This is a genomic window from Vibrio sp. Vb1729 (assembly GCF_033338655.1).
GTDB classification, from domain to species: Bacteria; Pseudomonadota; Gammaproteobacteria; order Enterobacterales; family Vibrionaceae; genus Vibrio; species Vibrio alginolyticus.
This window is the reverse complement of the sequence record NZ_JAWOTB010000044.1, coordinates 107,078-126,490: the sequence shown is the minus strand read 5'-3', so window position 1 is coordinate 126,490 and position 19,413 is coordinate 107,078. Positions and strand designations below refer to the sequence as shown.

Here is a 19,413-nt window from a genome sequence, read left to right as displayed (position 1 = left end):
TCATTTGAACAGTCATATTCGTCGACCATACTTAAAGTTCGTTGTTTCATATGGGGCGAATTATGCAGCCAATACTCTACATTCAAATCGGTAATGTTCTTTGGGCGGTTTTAAGTGACGGTTCTTGGATCCAAATGTTGCCCAACGAACAATTAGTTCCAGAAGTAGAGGTGGTTGTTCTTAATACTGACATTCTCGATATTGCATTTAATGAAGATACAACAAGTGAGGATGAATCGAGTTCGAATGATCTTTTAATTGCATCTCAAAACGGTATTGAATCCACTTTTAATCAGAGCGTTCGAGATTTTAGTGAGTCTTCTGGTGGGTTAAGTTTTGTTGCCTATATTCGCGCTGTTTTACCTGAGCAACTCGTTTCTAATGGCTATGTTACTAGGCCAGCAGTGCAAGAAAGAGAGAACCCAACTTCTGAGACTCAGGCTCCTGAGCGGTTGAATCCCGATGCTATATTAACGGTGGATATTCTTGATGGCGGCGATGGATACGAAAACCAGTTTGAAGTTCCTAGTGTCACGATTCAAGGTGACGCACTCAAGATAAGCGATGAGTGGCTTGTTATTATCACCATTACCGACAGCCTCAATAATTCTATTACTGTTACAACGACCGTAGAGAACGAGGCTTATACCCTATCAGGCGTTGATCTGTCTTCTCTTGCCGAAGGGCCGCTTACGGTGACTTCTGTGGTTTCTGACATTTATGGCAATAACCTGAACGCCGTCGATACGACCATTAAAGATACGCTTGCAACGGTGAACGTCAATTTTGATGGTGGAGGGGATGAGTATTTAAATCAGTACGAAATCGCGACTACTCGCCTCGAAGGGACGATTGAAAACATTGAAGATGGCCAGCGTATCCAAGTTACGGTAACCGACTCGTTAGGAGCGGTCATAAACTTAGAAACGGTGGTGACTGGTGGAAGTTGGTCTCTGGACGACGTTGACCTTTCTGGATTGTCTGAAGGTACGCTGACAGTTGTTGCTGAGAGTATTGATATAGCGGGCAACCCTACAACCAGTGAAAACACCATCATCAAAGATACGCTCGCAAGTGTGACGGTGGACGTTGACGATGGCGGAGACGGCTATTTAAACACTGAAGAGCGCCAATCTGTCACTTTGTCAGGGCAAGTCAGTGATGTTGAAAATGGTCAGACGGTTTCTGTCACGGTTCAAGACAGCTTGGGGGTGATGCTCTCGTTCAATGCCGTTGTCGTTGATGGTATGTGGCAAGTCGAAGGGGCGAACTTATCCACGTTAGCCGATGGGGCGTTAACCGTATCTGCCTCCGTGAATGATGTGGCGGGCAACCAAGCGAAAGCGATGGATGAGGCTACGACCATAGATGCCACTGCTCCCACCATTGATATCGATACGGATTTTTATATTAGCGGTGGTCTTGCCATTGATGATTTCCGTGAGGGTATAGTCACGGAAATGAGAGGGACAACCAGTGGTGTAGAGCAAGGTTTGGCAGTGACGATTCGGGTAAGTGACGGAGACAGCACGCTGAATTTTACTGGCCTCGTTGATGCATCAGGTTCGTGGACAGTAACCGGAATTGACGTAAACACTCTCAATCTAAACAACACGTGGACCATTGAAGCAGAAGTGTTGGATGCCGCCGGCAACCACGTGGTCGATACCATGCCGACAATAGTGCTACCCGGTTCAACGGTATTTTCTGAAAACATCGTTGGATTTTTTGGTGAGCAAAGCAGCTCGGCAGCCATCAACATAGAAAATGGTGTGCCAGCACTGCATGCAGAGCAACCAAGTTTGAGCGCGCTTACATCGGTCGGTCAATCTATAAATGTTGTTGTTGCAGAAGATGGGTTGAGCTTACAAGGAACATCGACTGACGACCGATTAGTTTTCTCTGCAGAGGTCAATGATGATGGTACGGTTCAAATTACTTTTTATGAAGCGATTGATCATGGTGTAGGTCAAGATGAGCTGGTGACTAACGTATTGGTTGAAAGCATTCAAAGTGATGCTGACGGCACACAAGAGGCTGTTGTGGCTCCCCTAGAAATCGCCATCCTTGATGCCGATCCAGTGATCGAAAATGAGTCATATAGTGTAACCGAAGGCCAAGTCATTTCTGGCAATGTACTGGAGAATGACATTGATATTGATGGTGACTTGTACATTCGATATGTCAGAGCCGGAGGAGAGATCCAGTCTGTCCCTGATGGTGGCTCAGTAAGTTTTAGTCTAGAGAAGGGTGAATTAACCGTATTTTCAGATGGCTCTTGGCAGTTGAATGCCAGTCGCAACTTAGATCACACGGTTGAGCAAAGTCTCGTTTTTGATTATCTCGCAGCCGATGATTCAAAAGATTACGGTGTAGCAACCGCAACTATCGACATTATAGATGGCCAAGCGGGTTATGTAGGCAGCGCTACTATAAACGCAGCAGAAGTACCTCTGGGAGAGGCATTATTAACCACCGAAGGCAGTGTTAATGTGATTGCTGGCTCTGATAACCCTGATCCGACTAGTTTGTATTTTGGTGGGGCATCCATTACTAAGTTAGAGGCATTAGGGCTTACAAGCTCAGTCTCTGATAATGAGCTTAGCTACACGTTAAGTTCCAGTGGAAAGCAAATCACAGCATTTGCCAATGGTGTCACTGTATTTACGTTAACATTGAGTGGCATTGAGTCGGGTAACGATGTACTAGCTTCAATCTCGCTTACTCTTGATCATCCTATCGATCAATTCAATAGTAGTGATACGGTCACTTTCCCGCTGACCATTGGAGGGACAGATCTAGACTCCACACCGCTTGTAGAGAACGAAATTGATTTCGTGTTGAAAGATGGTGTTGATCCTACGTTGAGCAACTTGACTGTTGTTGCAATGGAGGAGATTAATCTAGAAAGTGGGGCAATCTTTAAAACTGGGAGCCTTCAACTCGATATCGGGAGTGATTATGTTGACTCTCTTCGATTTAGCGAATTTAACCAGCCCACATTAGTGAGTAGTGAAAGTGAGTTGCTTTACCGTCTGTCTGATGACGGTACGACAATTACTGGCTATATCTTAGAAGGTGGGGTGGAAGTAAATATTTTTCAATCGAAACTATTATCCACATTACCTTTAGAGTCAAGTAGTGAAATAGAGTATTCCTTTGAATTATATCGCTCTTTCGATCTGTCAAAAGATCAAATCCTGGATATACCATTGTTAGTTAATGCAACAGATTCAGACGGTGACACCACCTCGGTAACATTGGATATTACCTTAGAGGCAATAGAAGGTTTGAACGATGATGCCTCTTTAACAGTAGATATTCTTGATGGCGGTGATGGATACGAAAACCAGTTTGAAGTTCCTAGTGTCACGATTCAAGGTGACGCACTCAAGATAAGCGATGAGTGGCTTGTTATTATCACCATTACCGACAGCCTCAATAATTCTATTACTGTTACAACGACCGTAGAGAACGAGGCTTATACCCTATCAGGCGTTGATCTGTCTTCTCTTGCCGAAGGGCCGCTTACGGTGACTTCTGTGGTTTCTGACATTTATGGCAATAACCTGAACGCCGTCGATACGACCATTAAAGATACGCTTGCAACGGTGAACGTCAATTTTGATGGTGGAGGGGATGAGTATTTAAATCAGTACGAAATCGCGACTACTCGCCTCGAAGGGACGATTGAAAACATTGAAGATGGCCAGCGTATCCAAGTTACGGTAACCGACTCGTTAGGAGCGGTCATAAACTTAGAAACGGTGGTGACTGGTGGAAGTTGGTCTCTGGACGACGTTGACCTTTCTGGATTGTCTGAAGGTACGCTGACAGTTGTTGCTGAGAGTATTGATATAGCGGGCAACCCTACAACCAGTGAAAACACCATCATCAAAGATACGCTCGCAAGTGTGACGGTGGACGTTGACGATGGCGGAGACGGCTATTTAAACACTGAAGAGCGCCAATCTGTCACTTTGTCAGGGCAAGTCAGTGATGTTGAAAATGGTCAGACGGTTTCTGTCACGGTTCAAGACAGCTTGGGGGTGATGCTCTCGTTCAATGCCGTTGTCGTTGATGGTATGTGGCAAGTCGAAGGGGCGAACTTATCCACGTTAGCCGATGGGGCGTTAACCGTATCTGCCTCCGTGAATGATGTGGCGGGCAACCAAGCGAAAGCGATGGATGAGGCTACGACCATAGATGCCACTGCTCCCACCATTGATATCGATACGGATTTTTATATTAGCGGTGGTCTTGCCATTGATGATTTCCGTGAGGGTATAGTCACGGAAATGAGAGGGACAACCAGTGGTGTAGAGCAAGGTTTGGCAGTGACGATTCGGGTAAGTGACGGAGACAGCACGCTGAATTTTACTGGCCTCGTTGATGCATCAGGTTCGTGGACAGTAACCGGAATTGACGTAAACACTCTCAATCTAAACAACACGTGGACCATTGAAGCAGAAGTGTTGGATGCCGCCGGCAACCACGTGGTCGATACCATGCCGACAATAGTGCTACCCGGTTCAACGGTATTTTCTGAAAACATCGTTGGATTTTTTGGTGAGCAAAGCAGCTCGGCAGCCATCAACATAGAAAATGGTGTGCCAGCACTGCATGCAGAGCAACCAAGTTTGAGCGCGCTTACATCGGTCGGTCAATCTATAAATGTTGTTGTTGCAGAAGATGGGTTGAGCTTACAAGGAACATCGACTGACGACCGATTAGTTTTCTCTGCAGAGGTCAATGATGATGGTACGGTTCAAATTACTTTTTATGAAGCGATTGATCATGGTGTAGGTCAAGATGAGCTGGTGACTAACGTATTGGTTGAAAGCATTCAAAGTGATGCTGACGGTACACAAGAGACGGTTGTGGCACCGTTAACGATTACTATTTATGACTCTGATCCGGTGATTAGAGATGACACATACTCAGTCGCAGAAGATCAAACAATTACGGGCAATCTACTTGAAAATGATATTGATCTTGATGGAACACTTTATGTGAAATTTGTAGAGGCTGGCGGGGAGCAGAAGTCAATTCTAGAGGGGGGATCCGTAAGTTTTAGTTTAGAAAAAGGCGAATTAACCGTATTTTCTGATGGCTCTTGGCAGTTTGATGCAGGTCGAAACCTAGATCATTCGGTCGAGCAAAGTGTTTCTTTCAGCTATTTAGCTGCAGATGACTCCCAAGACTATGGCTTGGCTAACGCGACGATTGATATTAGTGATGGACAAGCAGGTTACGTAGGCAATGCGACTATAGACGTAACAGAAGTCCCTTTGGATGGCCCGATATTGAACTCTGAAGGAACTGTTAATATTGTCGCGGGATCTGACAATCCGGATCCGAGTAGTTTGCATTTCGGTGGGTCATCTATTACTAAGTTAGAAGCATTAGGGCTTACAAGCTCAGTCTCTGATAATGAGCTTAGCTACACGTTAAGTTCCAGTGGAAAGCAAATTACAGCATTTGCGAATGGTGTCACTGTATTTACGTTAACGTTGAGTGGCGTTGAGTCGGGTAACGATGTATTAGCTTCAATTTCGCTTACTCTTGAGCACCCTATCGATCAATTCAATAGCAGTGATACGGTCACTTTCCCGTTGACCATTGGTGGCGTAGATTTAGATGCCACACCGCTTGTAGAGAATGAAATTGACTATGTTCTAAAGGATGGCGCAGACCCAACTTTAAATAATTTGAATGGGGTAGAAGTAAAAGAATCTGATCTCGCAAATGGAGGTGTGTTGAGCTCAGGGAATTTTCAAGTTGAGGTTGGCAGTGATTACCTCGAATCTTTGTCGTTCATCGTCTCTGAACAACCCTTGTTGACGAGTGGTGAACAAGTTGTGCTTTATCAAGTCTCTGCGGATGGCAAAACACTTGATGGTTATATTCTTGACGAAGATGGGCAAACTCAGATTCCCATCTTTCAAGCTATCCTCAATGCTTCTTTACCTATTGATGCAAATGGCGACATTACCTACTCCTTTGAGCTTTTTCAGGCTCTCGACCAACAAGAAAATACTGATCCAAACGTACCTCTCGTTGTTACTGCAATGGACTCAGACCAAGATAACACGTCGGTCGTTTTAGACATTAATGTGATAGATAACGACAATGGACAAGCGCTAATCAATAGTGGCAATGTCGAGTTAACCGAAACACCTGTCGATACAAACATTGCTCCTGATGGGGTTTCAGCCATAGCGAATACGGATGTGATAGTTACGTCATCATTCGATCCGATTGTGTATCTGGGTGTTGACATAAATGATGGAGATACTGTCAAAACTACGCTTGGTGATGCTGTTACTTATAACGGAGAGGCTGTCACTTGGTACGATAACAATGATGGAAGCTTTGACGCAATTTCAGACACTGGAGACGTTGTATTTAGGGTCACGTTACCTAGTGACTTCTCTTTGCCATCAAATGATACGTCTACCGTTAATGTAACTGTAGAGCTTTATCACTCGCTTGACCATGTTTTAGGTGATGGGACGCAATTGTCGATCTCTATGCCCATCGTGGCGAGAGATTCTGATGGAAGCGAGATCTCTACGGAGTCCAACATACAGGTCTATGATGGCTTGTTTCCGGAACTAGTAATTACAGAGGGAATCACAGTCAATGAAAGCGGGTTGAATGATGATTCGCTTGATTCTGGCATCGAGGGCTCGTCACCATCCATTACGCTAGTACAAGGTTCAGACTCTATCGCCAGTGTGAGCGTGAATATCGATATGTTCAATGCGCTCGGCTATAAAACAAGTAGTGGCAGCCTGGTTGCGCTTGATTCACCGGACTCGAATGGTTGGTTATATGCAAGAGATGAAAGCGAGCAAGACGTCTTTAGAATTAGATTTAATACCGATGGGACTGTCGAGTTTGATCTATACCGTGCACTTGAACACGATGAACCTGACGGTGTTCCAGCGGACGAGAACACATTAGAACTCAGTTTTTCAATTTATGCCGTTGATAAGGATGGCGACCAGTCTGAAGCTGGGATATATACCGTTAGTGTAGTGGATGATATCCCCGAAGACACAAGCTCACCAATAGAAATTGAACTTACCGAGGGGGATGAGTTTTCGGGAAACTGGTTTAGCAATAATGCCGACTTAATCAGTTCAGATGGCACGTTGATTTCAAGTTTGACCTATGCAGGTGAAACATACGATACGGCGAGTTCGGTATTTAGCAATGATGCTTGGACCATCGATTTAATCAATAGTAGTGATGGTAACTTAAAATATGGAACGCTGACTATTGCTCAAGATGGGACATTTACGCTAACTACCGAGCTTATTGTTAATACGCCTGTAGGTGGTTTGCTTGATGATCTAACGATAACTGTGACGGATGCAGACGGTGACCAAGCAAGCAGTGAAGCTCAATTAATTCTTGATGATGCTAGGGGCTTTATTCGAACCGTTAATGTAGATACGTTAGAAGATAATGGCGCGAATAATAGTGGAGACCCTACGCCAGTCGCGTTACCGATTAGAGTTTCTCCTGGGGATACGGAGAATAATGAGCGTGTTGAAGCGATAAGGATCTCTGTTGAATCTCTACAAGGAGGGGCTCTGTTTTTAGACGGAGCGCGCCTTGAAGATGATGATAATGACGGATTTATTAGTCTTTCTGGTACAGAGCTAATGGGGGTGGGTATATTCACTGTTCCAAATGGTGATCTCACTTATCAACCAGCACTAAACCTGTCGGGCAACACTATCAAAGTTTCGTTAGCAGTGTCTGCATTAATCGTATCTGATGTCGAACCAGATGGTTTTGTATTACAAGGCAATAATACGTTAAATGTTAACGTTTTACCGGTTGCAGATTTGCCAGAGTGGTCTAATGATTCGGACTTTTCTTATCAAAGTGTTGAAGATTCCGCTGAATCACTTTCACTCAATATTGTCGCTGAAAAGTTTGACCAAGACGGTTCTGAAACGCTCCACTACCAAATTTCGAATATTCCAGATGGACTTATATTAACACTTAACGGAAGTGCTATTGAGGAAGGGAAAGCGTATAGCCAATCCGAGTTAGATCAAATTGAAATCACATCTAACGAAAACTTAGCCGGAAGATTTACTTTTGATGTAACGGCAGTAACGACTGAGTCGGGTAGTGTGTTTGCCGATGAGCAAGATAAAACAGCGGAGATCACTGAGCAAGTTGTTATCGATATATCTCCAGATGCCGATGTGCCTACGCTGACCGTTAAAAACATTCAGGGGCTTGAAGACCAAGCGATTGACTTAAAAGAGTACATCTTAGGGCGGCTCACTGACACAGATGGCTCGGAGTCTCTGTCTTATCGCATAGAAGTTCAAGATGGTTGGACATTGCCTGTCGGAGCTGGGATTACGCTTATCGGTATTAATACCTACCTAGTGACCTCCAATGCTCTAGCCAATTCGGAGGCGTTACTTCAACCAAAATCGGATATCAGCTCATTTACTGAATCTCTATCCCTTCAAGTAACCGCCATTTCAACAGAGTCGACTATTGATGGCTTAGCACCTATTAATGAAACCGCCGAGAGCCAATCTGCAACCATTGACATTAAGCTAAAAGGCGTGGTCGATGAACCAATTGTTCTAGATGGTGGACAGGGGAATTGGCAATATGATCAAGCGACTAAAGTAATTAGTAATCTCTCTACGTTAGACGAAGATAACCTGATACAACTGGATTTTATCATCCAGACATCAGACGACGATCTATCAGAAGAAATTAATATCTTGCTTCAGAACATCCCTGTGGGAACACAACTGACAGATGTAAATGGTGACCCTATTGTTCTTCCAATTGCTTACGTGGACCCAATAACGGGGCCAGTTTATCAGGTCTCAAACGCTGTTCTTGAAAACACTTACCTCAAAACAGAGCAAGATTTTAGTGGAACACTGAGCATGGATGTTATCGTCGTTTCAACAGAGCCGGATGGTGATTCTGCTGAAACCCCTCTTAAAGTGGAAATGGAAATCTCACCTATTGTTGATCAAACTGACGGTCAAGAATTACAAAGCAATGGTATTGAGGACAATTTCATCACACTAAATCTTGAGCCTGTCGTTAATCAAGATATAGATTCTAGTGAGTCCTTGACAGGATACACCATTGTATCCATTCCAGATGGCTTAACACTTTACTTTGATGGTAATGCAGTAGAGGAAAGTAATTTACCGTTAGAACTCAATGAACTACTCGATGGTAGCTCGGCAACATTATCTGAGTTGTTAAACAGTGGACGAATCACTGTAAAAGCTAATGAAGACCTAAGTGGGACGTTTAGCCTGGAAGTTCAGTACGAAGTGACAGACACGTCTCCTACGCTGGAGACTGATGTAAAGGCAATCAACGGTTCTTTGAGCGTCGTGGTTTCTGGAAAAGTGGATATTGGTAATGAAGATATTGACAAAACACGTTTAGAAGGCGCGACTGAAGTATTCACAAGTACGGATGGGTCTGCTGTTGACGTGAGTGGAGGCATTACATTTACAGAAGCGGATATTGATGGTTCAGAGTATCTCGATTACATCGTTTTACAGATACCGCAGGGCCAAGACCTCATTGTTATTCATCCGAATGGTGCTTCTCAAGATGCCGATGGGAACTGGCTGATTCCAATGGAAGGAATCACAAGTGATAGCGTGTTGGAAACCGCTCAAGATTTGCTTGCTGGCGCATCGATTTATAGCCCATCTAATACAGAGATACTTGATGTGAATGTGTTAGCGTATGTTCGAGATGGAACGGATGCTCAATACATCACAGGTCAGTTCCAAATTCAAATTACTGGCCATGAAGGAGATGGAGACCAGTGTGCTGATCCTGGTGAACCGGGAAGCGTTCAAAGTGGGGATATTGTAGGTAAAGAAGGTGAAGATGTCTCAATTGGGGCGTTTTTAAACCCTGATGTGGCGAGTAGTGATGGTAACTTAGTTTCCTTCTTTGTCGCCGCAGATTCTTTACCTGAAGGAGTCGAGCTTACTGGCGAAGGTGTGATACCTGCTTATGATAATGCGGGCAATCTGTTGGGTTATTCAATTTCTAGCGCTGGATTGTCTTCCTTGACGCTTACTGGCGTGGATGAGGACTTTGCTGGTTGCATTACTTTCAATTTAGAAGTGACAGAAACGGCCCCATGCGATGGTGACTCGAAAACAACCGCTCAGACCATTACGGTACAAATCTCTCCTGTTGTCGATGATATCGCGATAGCACCAAGCCAAGTTACGGTTCAAGAAGATACTATAACCAACCTGAATCTTGCTCTTGTATTGGGCGATAGTGAAGGACCAATGCAGTCCATTACTGGAGAAGGTGACGCAGCGACTGGCCTTGAAAGTGTCAATTGGGTTTCTTTATCGGTGTCTGACGAGAATGCGCGGTTTACTGCCGTGGACCCGAGCCTACTCATTGACAACGGTGATGGAACATGGGTAGTGACAGATGTTACGCGTCTAAACGAAATTCAGTTAATCCCACCTGAAAACTACAGTGGAGAGCTTGTTATTTCCGTTGACGCAAACATTACTGATGAAGTCACGGGAAGTTGTTTAAGTACTGACAGTGCGAAAGATACTCAAACTAAATCAACAGAAGTTACCGTTACCATTGCCCCAGTGGTTGATAAAGCGGTTCTGGAAACAGAAGACGTAGTTGGTGATGAAGATAATTATATTTATTTAGGAAACTTATCTGCATCATTAGTCGATCAAGATGGTTCTGAGTCGATGTCTTTGGTCATGACAGGAGTGCCAAACGGAGCCGTGTTGGTTTGGGACAATAATGGGACGTTCGAATTACTCCCTGATAACGGTTCAACGGATGGTGAGAGCAAGGAGTGGCAGCTAACTCAAGCACAACTTGATAAGGTTTACTTTCTACCGCCACTAGATTTTAGTGGGGATATTTCATTAACACTGCAAGCTATTACCCAAGAGTCTGGATCAAACGACTATAACTATACCACTTCTCAGTTCAACGTCGGCGTAAAACCGATTGGCGATGATGTATCGTTGAATACAACCTCTAACACGTTCACTGGAGATGAAGGTGATTCCATTTCGATTGACTTTTTAGCGAGCGGTTTTGAAACAAATAGCAACGAATATATAGAAGTGTCGATGTTGATCAAAGCAAGCTCTGAACCCTCTGCATTGGAAGGCTTAGGTAGGATTCGTATCGGGACTCAATTCTCATCCTTTACCTTCGATGACGCGGGCAATGCCGTGGCGACGGTATTAGTGCGAGCAAATGAAGTGTCAGGTTTGGAGTTCGTTCCGAAGGATGCATTTGGAACGATGGATGTTGCTCTCAATGTTAGAACGTTTGATCAAGCGATAGTGTCAGAGACACTCGAAACCGATTTTGGAGATGTGCAAAGCACCGATCTAACCATTGTTGTTACCCCTGAAGCTGATGAGCCAACACTAACGGCCGATTATCAATCTATTGTGTCTGAAGCGTCTGGGAGTATTCCTTTAGGGTTGAGCATGAATTTAGTCAACCCTGCACCCGAAGAGTTTGGAAGTGTGGAGATTCGCGGATTACCAACAGATCTAGAGTTGAGTCATGGTGAAAGATTGAACGGCATTTATACTGTTGATCAAGAGGATGTCGCTGATCTTTCCATCGTTGGCGGGTTTAGCGGTGCAAGTGATTTTACGTTGTCGATAAAACCGATTGCAACACTGGGTGCTACAGTCGCAGAAGGTGCTGCTCAGACAGTCAATGTTACCTTAGTGGAAGAAGGGGGCCAAACATTACTTGCGACAGATGCTAATGATTTGCTTATTGGAGGAAGTGGCAGCGATGTATTCCAGTTTGACAGTTCAGGGCTCGGTAACGAGTTAAAGCCCTCGTACGATGTGATCAACGATTTCCAAATATCCGTTATTGGTGATGATAATGACACAATTGACATCGCCTCGATAATCACCGCTACCTCGATAACAGAAGTCGATAATAAGCTCGATTTAACAGAGAATGATGATGGCGTAACGCTTCACATAAAACCAGAAGAGACGGGGACAAAACAACAGATTCTTATGCAGGGCGTCACTCTTGATCAGCTTTACAAAGGTGACTCGACTGGCGTAGCCGAAGAAAATGTCTTACAGAAGATGATTGATGACAACAACTTGCTAGTAGGTGGTATGTCATGAAGCATCACTCATCCTCATCAAGTGAGCTGACTAACGATCCTTGGGGGCAATCGTTAACTTGGTTGATGCGTTATTTTGAGGTTAGACACCATACAAAAAAGGTGCTTTCTGGATTACCTCTTGTTGAGGGTAGATTGGATAGTGACTTATTCATCAGAGCCGCTGAGCGAGCCGATCTTGAACTCACATTAATCGATTTAAAATCCACCGCAATGTTGAGCTTTCCATTGGTGGTAATCAATAGGAAGACGTTACAACCCGCTATTATATCTGAGCGACATAACAGCGATTATCAAGTCACGTTATTTAGTGAAGATCAAGGTGAAACGCAATACGTCACGAGCGAGGAGCTGCATAATCAATTCCAGCCTCAAGCATGGCAAGTTTCTATGCGTCCAGAGTTGGACAAACGGATAAGTTCTATTCAAGCGGATTATAATGAACATTGGCTTTTCGCCGTAGTGAAAGAAATGTCTCCGTGGTATCGAGATCTTTTGATTGCCTCTTTCCTTATCAATACGCTAGCGCTAGTTATTCCGCTTTTCACTATGAACGTTTACGATCGTGTAGTGCCTAATCAAGCTTTCAGTACATTATGGGTTTTGGTCGCTGGTGTCTCCGTCATCATTATTTTTGATTGGCTATTGCGTAAAGCAAGGGGAGTTGTCACTGATACCGCGGGTAAGTACATCGATAACAAGCTTTCTTCGATACTTTTTTCTAAAGTTATGGGGATGAAACTTGAACACCGTCCTGCATCAGTCGGTGCATTCGCTCGACAACTACAAGATTTTGATAGTGTTCGCGATTTTTTTACTTCTGCATCTCTTGTGACCTTAGTTGATCTCCCATTTACGTTGTTATTTTTAGTCTTAATAGGTTGGCTAGGTGGGGCAATGATGTTCATACCTATTGCCGTCATGTTTATCCTGCTGATCCTTGGCTTTGCGGTAAAAGCAAAAATAGAACAATCACATACGGAAAGTGCTGCACTATCCATGAAGCGACAAGCTCACTTGTTTGATTCATTGTCCTCTTTAAAAGAGATTAAGCAAAATAACGCTACGGGAGAAGCACAAAAGCGTTGGGAGCAGACGGTATCCATGCTTTCTGATTGGCAAAATCAATCGCGAAACTATTCGAATATCGTTGCTTACTCCATTCAATCTAGCCAGCAGATAATTACCGTAATGTTACTTGTAACAGGCGTGTACAGAATTTCTGAGGGATTGCTCAGCATGGGGGGGCTCATTGCTATTGTCATGCTTAGCGGTCGTGCTGCAGGGGCGATTAACCAGTTAGCTATGCTGTTACTTCGCTATCAACAGACAAAAACAGCGGTTGAAGGCTTAAATTCTATCATGTCTTTACCTCAGGAGGTGCAACGCAGTCAGGTCATTACGTCTGCCGAATTTACAGGGAATATACGTTTAGAAAACGTGAGCTTCCAATACCCAGATGTTGATATGCCATGTTTGAGAGATATTAATCTTACTATCAAGCAAGGCGAACGCGTTGGCGTTATTGGTAGTGCAGGAGCAGGAAAGTCTACACTCCTTTCTATTATTACCAATCAACTCAGTGCCTTACAGGGTAGCGTTTATTTTGATGACATTGACAGTCAGCTTTGGCCCGCCGAATTGATAAGAGAGAAAACGGGTTGGGTTGGCCAAGATTCGCATCTTATATACGGCAGCATTATGGAAAACATAGTATTAGGACATCATGTTATTGATCAAGAACGTTTACGCCGTGCGATAGAATTATCGGGTTTGAACCAGTACATGAGCCGCCTTCCTCATGGTCTAGAAACGCAAGTCGGAGAAGGAGGGCGTTATTTGTCGGGGGGGCAAAGGCAAGCTGTAGCGATTTCAAGAGCGTTTTATCGAAACCCTGCAGCATTAATTTTAGACGAGCCAACCAGTTCCTTAGACCAGCCAGCTGAGAATGCGTTGTTTAATGCTCTTAAATCGTTGCCGCACTCGACGACGATGATTATTAGCTCTCATAAACATTCCTTATTATCGCTTTGTGATCGAATTGTTGTGCTTGATATAGGCACAATTTTGAGGGAAGGAGCGCCCCAAGAAATTTTTGCTAAACAACAGTCTAACGCGAAAACGAACAGAGTACGCGCAGTATCAATTGTACGCGAAGGAGGTCAATGATGAGCACAGTTCGTTGGAGTAATGCTCATTTAGCAAACCGTTCGAGAACGTTGATTTGGTTGTCTGCCGCGTTAGTGCTAAGTGTGATTATTTGGGCCTCGTGGGCGAGGTTAGACGAAGTGGTTGTCGGCGAAGGAAAGGTTGTTCCTACTTTGTCTGTTCAGACGATTCAGAGCTTAGAGGGAGGCATTCTAAAGGAGTTACTTGTCATGCCTGGTGAAAGCGTCACTAAGGGGCAAACCATCGCTATTCTGGATGATACAAGGTTTAAGTCGACCTATTCGGAGACCTCTGAACAAGTTGAATCTTTGCTCGCCAGAAAGCAGAGGCTTCAAATTGAATTAGAAACGGTAAAAGTGAATAGCCTCCAACTGGATTGGAAACAACAAGTGAGTATCGAGCCTCAGCCATTTGATATTTCGATGACCGGCCACTCTGCCTATCTAAATGCCAAAGCAAACTATCTTGAGCGGTTGAGCCAACTGGAGTCTGAGCTGGAGGAGGCTAAATTGCGAATTGAGCAACAATCGCAAGCTTATCTAGATACCTTGAATACCATTCAAACACTAAAAAGCAGTCTGGTTATTGTCTCGAAAGAGCGAGATATGTTGAGAGAGGTGGTTTCTAGTGGCGCGGTGGCTGAAGTGGAATTATTAAAACTGAATAGAGACGTTATAAAGCTCAAAGGAGACATCGCGAGTTCACAAGCTGCTGCCCAAAAGCAAAGGGCTGTGTATTCTGAATCCATCGCAGATTATCGTGGTACTGCGCTTGCTTTTAGGGCAGAGGCACAAGGGCAGCTCAATGAAGTTGTGACGCAACTAGCGCAGCTCAATGAAAGTCGTCAGGCGATTGCGGATCAGTTGAATCGAACGCAGTTACTTTCTCCGGTCGATGGAACCATCAAAGATGTTTTTGTCAGAACCATCGGAGGTGTGGTTAAGCCGGGTGAGCCTATTTTAGAAATAGTCCCTCGTAATAGCACGTTAATCGTTGAAGCGAGAATTTCTCCTCAGAATATCGCCTTCATAAGGCCTGGCCTGCCGGCAACGGTAAAGTTGTCTGCCTATGACTTTGTCATTTACGGAGGCCTAGAAGGAGAAGTGACCTACGTAAGCGCCGATGCACTTCAAAATGAAGAGGGCAATGCCTACTACCGTGCCAACGTTACTTTCAAGGTTGATGATAAGTTTACGATCATCCCGGGAATGCAGGTTGTGGTAGACATTCTTACAGGAGAAAAAACAGTACTGAATTATTGGTTAAAACCTATATTACGTGCGAAAGAGAATTCGCTCAGAGAAAGATAGACATAAGGATATAAGATGCGGCTTAAATCAACGTTATTGGTCTTGTTTGCAGTATCATCGTCGCCAAACGCTTTGACTTTAGAAGAGTCAGTTACGTTATCTCTCGATAGCTCCCCCAGTTTGCTTGCTCGCTATTCTCGCTATGAGTCGATGGTACGAGACCGAAATGCCATAAATGGTTCATTTCTTCCTCAGGTTAATTTGTATGCAGCAGCAGGGTACGAAGGTACTCGATATAACAACGGAAACTACATCGACAGTGAAGATAGAACATTAGAAAGAACGGAGATGGGCGTAAGAATCTCCCAACTGTTATTTGATGGATTTAAAACAAGTGCTGATGTTGATCGCCTATCTTACGAGGCTGAAGCTGAACGCTTGGACTTATTGGCATCTGCGGAAAATGTTGCATTAGATACTGTCAGAGCGTATGTGGATGTTTTACATGCCCGAGAGTTGATGAAACTGACAGAAAGAAACCTAAATGAACACCAAGAGATCTACCGTTTCATTCTAGATAAAAAAGAAAAAGGTTTAACCAGCAACTCCGACTTAGCGCAGGTTTCTTCGCGTGTCGCGACAACACAGTCCTCATTGATTGCCGCCCAAAACAATCTTTCCGATGCTAGAACAAGATTTGTACGTTTGGTTGGTCGAGCGCCGCAAAACTTAGTTGAGCCTGTTTACCCGCAGGAATTGCTTCCGAATAAGCTTGACGAAGCACTCAAACAAGCGGTTAGGTTGCACCCATCCATACAGTCAGCGATGAAAGATTTAGAGGCGGCTCGACATGAAGTAAAAAGAGAAAAGGGGGATTACTACCCAGAGCTCAAGCTTGAGCTGTCAGCCAACAAAACAGACAACGTGGATAATATTGAAGGCATTAACGAAGATGCAAAGGTTATGCTGACGGTCAACTACGATCTTTTTAACGGCTTTTCTACAGACTCCCGAGTGGAGTCATCTGCCTGGCGAGTAGAGGAGGCGAGGGCTATTCGAGCAAATGCAGAACTAGATGCGAATGAAGGTGTAAGGCTGGCATGGGACGCACATACATTGCTTCAACAGCAAATGGAGTTTTTAAAAGTCAACGTTGATGCGGCGAAAGTAACTGAATTAGGGTACATCCAGCAGTTCAATGTAGGGCGACGCAGTTTGTTAGATGTATTAGATGCCAAAGTTGAAACGTTTGTTGCGAGACGGAACTACACCCGAACAAAGTACGATCATTTGGTTGCCACTTACCGTTTATTCAACTCGATGGGGATTCTGACTTATGCGTTGCGAGTTGAGTATCCAGAGAACTGGAAGGAGAACAATAATGGATAAATTCGCAGTGACGAGTCTTCTAGTTTTCATGTTAGCAGGCTGTGCTGAATCACCGAATACGACGTTGACCACTTACCAGTACAACGACCTTAAAGACAATGATAGTGATGGCGTGATAAACCAACGAGATAACTGCGCAGATACGCCAAAAGGTGTGGTTGTTGACAGTGAAGGCTGTGCGAATTGGGTCAACGACTCGCAGACACACCTGATCAGCTTTTTCTTTGCGATGGATGAGCATCAGGTAACGCCATCTCATGATATGCCGCTAAGCGAGTTGAAAGCACTGCTTCAGAGTAACCCAAATGCGCAAGTCATACTGATAGGAGACACAAGCCCTGAAGCGTCACTCGAATACAACAAAGCGTTGGCAAAGAAAAGGACGGCAGCTATACGAGAATTGCTAGTGAGAAACGGCATTCAAGATAATCGAATTGAAGAGCAAGAGTTTTATCAGAATACGGCATTGACGGTACAACTAAAAAAACGGGAAAGGCGCACAATTGCTGTTGTAAACACGAAAGCTGAAAGTACTGAACAAGCGTGGACTATATTTAGTTCGGACAGCGAGTTGACACCTAATTCGAAGTTGGAGCTGAATTATGAAAATTAAAGTCTTGCCTTTCCTTGCTCTAACTTCATGTTTGATTTCACCGCTGGCATTTGCTGACTCTGAGGCTCGAACATCGATTTTTGTCGAACCAGAGATACTAGAAACGATAGAAACATTGATAGATGAGCCAAGTGTAAATGTAGCGCTTGCATCTCAGTCTGGTGGTTTTAACGACATGCTAAATGACGGAGCCTCTATTGCGATCACATCTAAGAAATGGTCAGATGAAAACATCTCCCGATTTCAACGAGAAAGAGGCCACAGGCCTACACGTTTGTTTTTAATGGCAAACGCTATTGTCGTAATCAATAGTCAAAAGAGTACGGTAGATAGTGTTTCCGTTAGTGAATTGAAACGCTGTGATGCAAATACGTATGCTTTCGGGGAGATGCGTTTAAGTAACCCAGATGTGAGCTCTAATGGTTGTCAATCATCGATTCAAATGCTTGATGAAGACCGATTGAAACGGGCTTTAAGCGACGACTTGTCAGCCAAAGCTTATATGCGATACTCCGATTTTAAATACTCAGAACAGTGGTCGAGCTACAAGGCTCTCTCTGTTCATCATAACGATGACTCATGCTCTTTGAGCACAGATTGCATCTATTCTCTTCGCTATCCATTTTCCGTGGTCTATTACGTTTATATAAATAAACAATTCGACACTAATCAGAAGATCAAAAAATCAAAGCTATTTGAACTCCTTACAACCGACAACAATACACAACAGGTACGAAATGCTGGGTTTATTCCACTACCAAAAGCGCTTATTAAAATAAATAGGGTGAAGTTAGGGCTAGATGAGCCAGTTGTTTTAAACGGGTATAAATAAACTTCATACGCCTAACTATGTGGGCTTGAGTGAACGTACCGCTCTAGGAAGTTTGCCTTGCTGCTCATTTATCTTTGGTTAACCTTTGGTCAATTGAGTTGGTTGTAAGTGGTTTTGTTGGTAATTTTTCTATCATTGTGGCAAGTTTACTTAAAACTACTTAAGTGAATTTAAGTTATGACACAAGAAGAAAGACTCGTAGCGCTCAGAGCGAAGCTGGAGCAGCAAAACAAAGTAACGTTGTCTGAAGTTTGTGAGTACTTTGGTATCTCGCGAGATTCAGCTCGCCGAGACTTAGTTAAGTTGAGTCAGCAACCTGGGTTACAAAGAATACGAGGTGGTGTCATGCTTGCGCCGATCTCTTCCCATACCGAGGCATACGCGAGTCGACCCGTGAGTGACGTTAAACATCGACTGGCTCAATCTGCCGCAGCGTTGTTGGATGAGCGCGACCATCTTGTTATTGATACCAGCACCATTTTATCTCTGCTCCCACTCTATGCAGGAAAAGCGCGTTGTGGAGAAAACAAGCTCAACGTCGTTACTAACAGCATTGATGTGCTGACCGCTGCTGAGACAAACGACACAATGGACGTTTATTTCTTAGGCGGACACTTTGACCCTTATGCCAGAGCAGTTTTAGGGGCGCAAGCAGAGCAGCAAATGCAGCATTATCACGTGAACAAAGCGTTCATTGGCGTGTGTGCGTTGTCATCCCGAGGGCTGACAACAAATAGTTTGTTAGAAGCAACAATGAAACAAGCGATGATTGCTCAAGCTCAGCAGGTCATCGTCGTTTGTGAATCCCGAAAAATTGGTAGCGACAATTTCCACCACGTATGTGATTTGTCAAAGATCGACATCATTATTACAGACCATCCCCCTCAATCAGATTTTCAACAACTCCTCGATCACAATGATATTGAATGTATTGTTGTATCACCGAAATAAGGAATCT

7 protein-coding genes are annotated in these 19,413 nt (G+C 44.0%); all 7 read left to right on the top strand.

Going from position 1 to position 19,413, the window contains the following annotated elements:
• The first annotated feature begins 62 nt into the window (after positions 1 to 62).
• The 7 genes from R7E29_RS17255 to R7E29_RS17225 all read left to right on the top strand — a co-directional run bounded on the left by R7E29_RS17255 (position 63) and on the right by R7E29_RS17225 (position 19,406).
• Positions 63 to 12,203, top strand: a complete 12,141-nt coding sequence (locus R7E29_RS17255; RefSeq protein ID WP_318082764.1) for an Ig-like domain-containing protein — start codon at positions 63 to 65, stop codon at positions 12,201 to 12,203.
• Positions 12,200 to 14,371 (top strand): type I secretion system permease/ATPase, encoded by a 2,172-nt coding sequence (locus tag R7E29_RS17250; protein WP_213904936.1) that lies wholly within the window; start codon positions 12,200 to 12,202, stop codon positions 14,369 to 14,371. The genes R7E29_RS17255 and R7E29_RS17250 overlap by 4 nt, the downstream gene beginning before the upstream one ends.
• A complete protein-coding gene (locus R7E29_RS17245) occupies positions 14,368 to 15,681 on the top strand; it encodes an HlyD family type I secretion periplasmic adaptor subunit (protein ID WP_021033865.1) in 1,314 nt (437 codons plus the stop codon). The genes R7E29_RS17250 and R7E29_RS17245 overlap by 4 nt, the downstream gene beginning before the upstream one ends.
• A 15-nt stretch (positions 15,682 to 15,696) precedes the next feature.
• Positions 15,697 to 17,010 carry a TolC family outer membrane protein gene (locus R7E29_RS17240; RefSeq protein ID WP_005377756.1) on the top strand — a complete coding sequence of 438 codons (1,314 nt, stop codon included), beginning with the start codon at positions 15,697 to 15,699 and terminating at the stop codon, positions 17,008 to 17,010.
• On the top strand, positions 17,003 to 17,623 hold the full coding sequence (locus R7E29_RS17235; protein ID WP_053303115.1) for an OmpA family protein: 621 nt from the start codon (positions 17,003 to 17,005) through the stop codon (positions 17,621 to 17,623). The genes R7E29_RS17240 and R7E29_RS17235 overlap by 8 nt, the downstream gene beginning before the upstream one ends.
• Positions 17,613 to 18,455 carry a phosphate ABC transporter substrate-binding protein gene (locus R7E29_RS17230; protein ID WP_213896343.1) on the top strand — a complete coding sequence of 281 codons (843 nt, stop codon included), beginning with the start codon at positions 17,613 to 17,615 and terminating at the stop codon, positions 18,453 to 18,455. The genes R7E29_RS17235 and R7E29_RS17230 overlap by 11 nt, the downstream gene beginning before the upstream one ends.
• Positions 18,456 to 18,632: 177 nt before the next feature.
• Entirely contained in the window at positions 18,633 to 19,406 is a 774-nt protein-coding gene (locus tag R7E29_RS17225) for a DeoR/GlpR family DNA-binding transcription regulator (RefSeq protein ID WP_053306490.1), read from the top strand.
• The last annotated feature ends 7 nt before the right edge of the window (positions 19,407 to 19,413 follow it).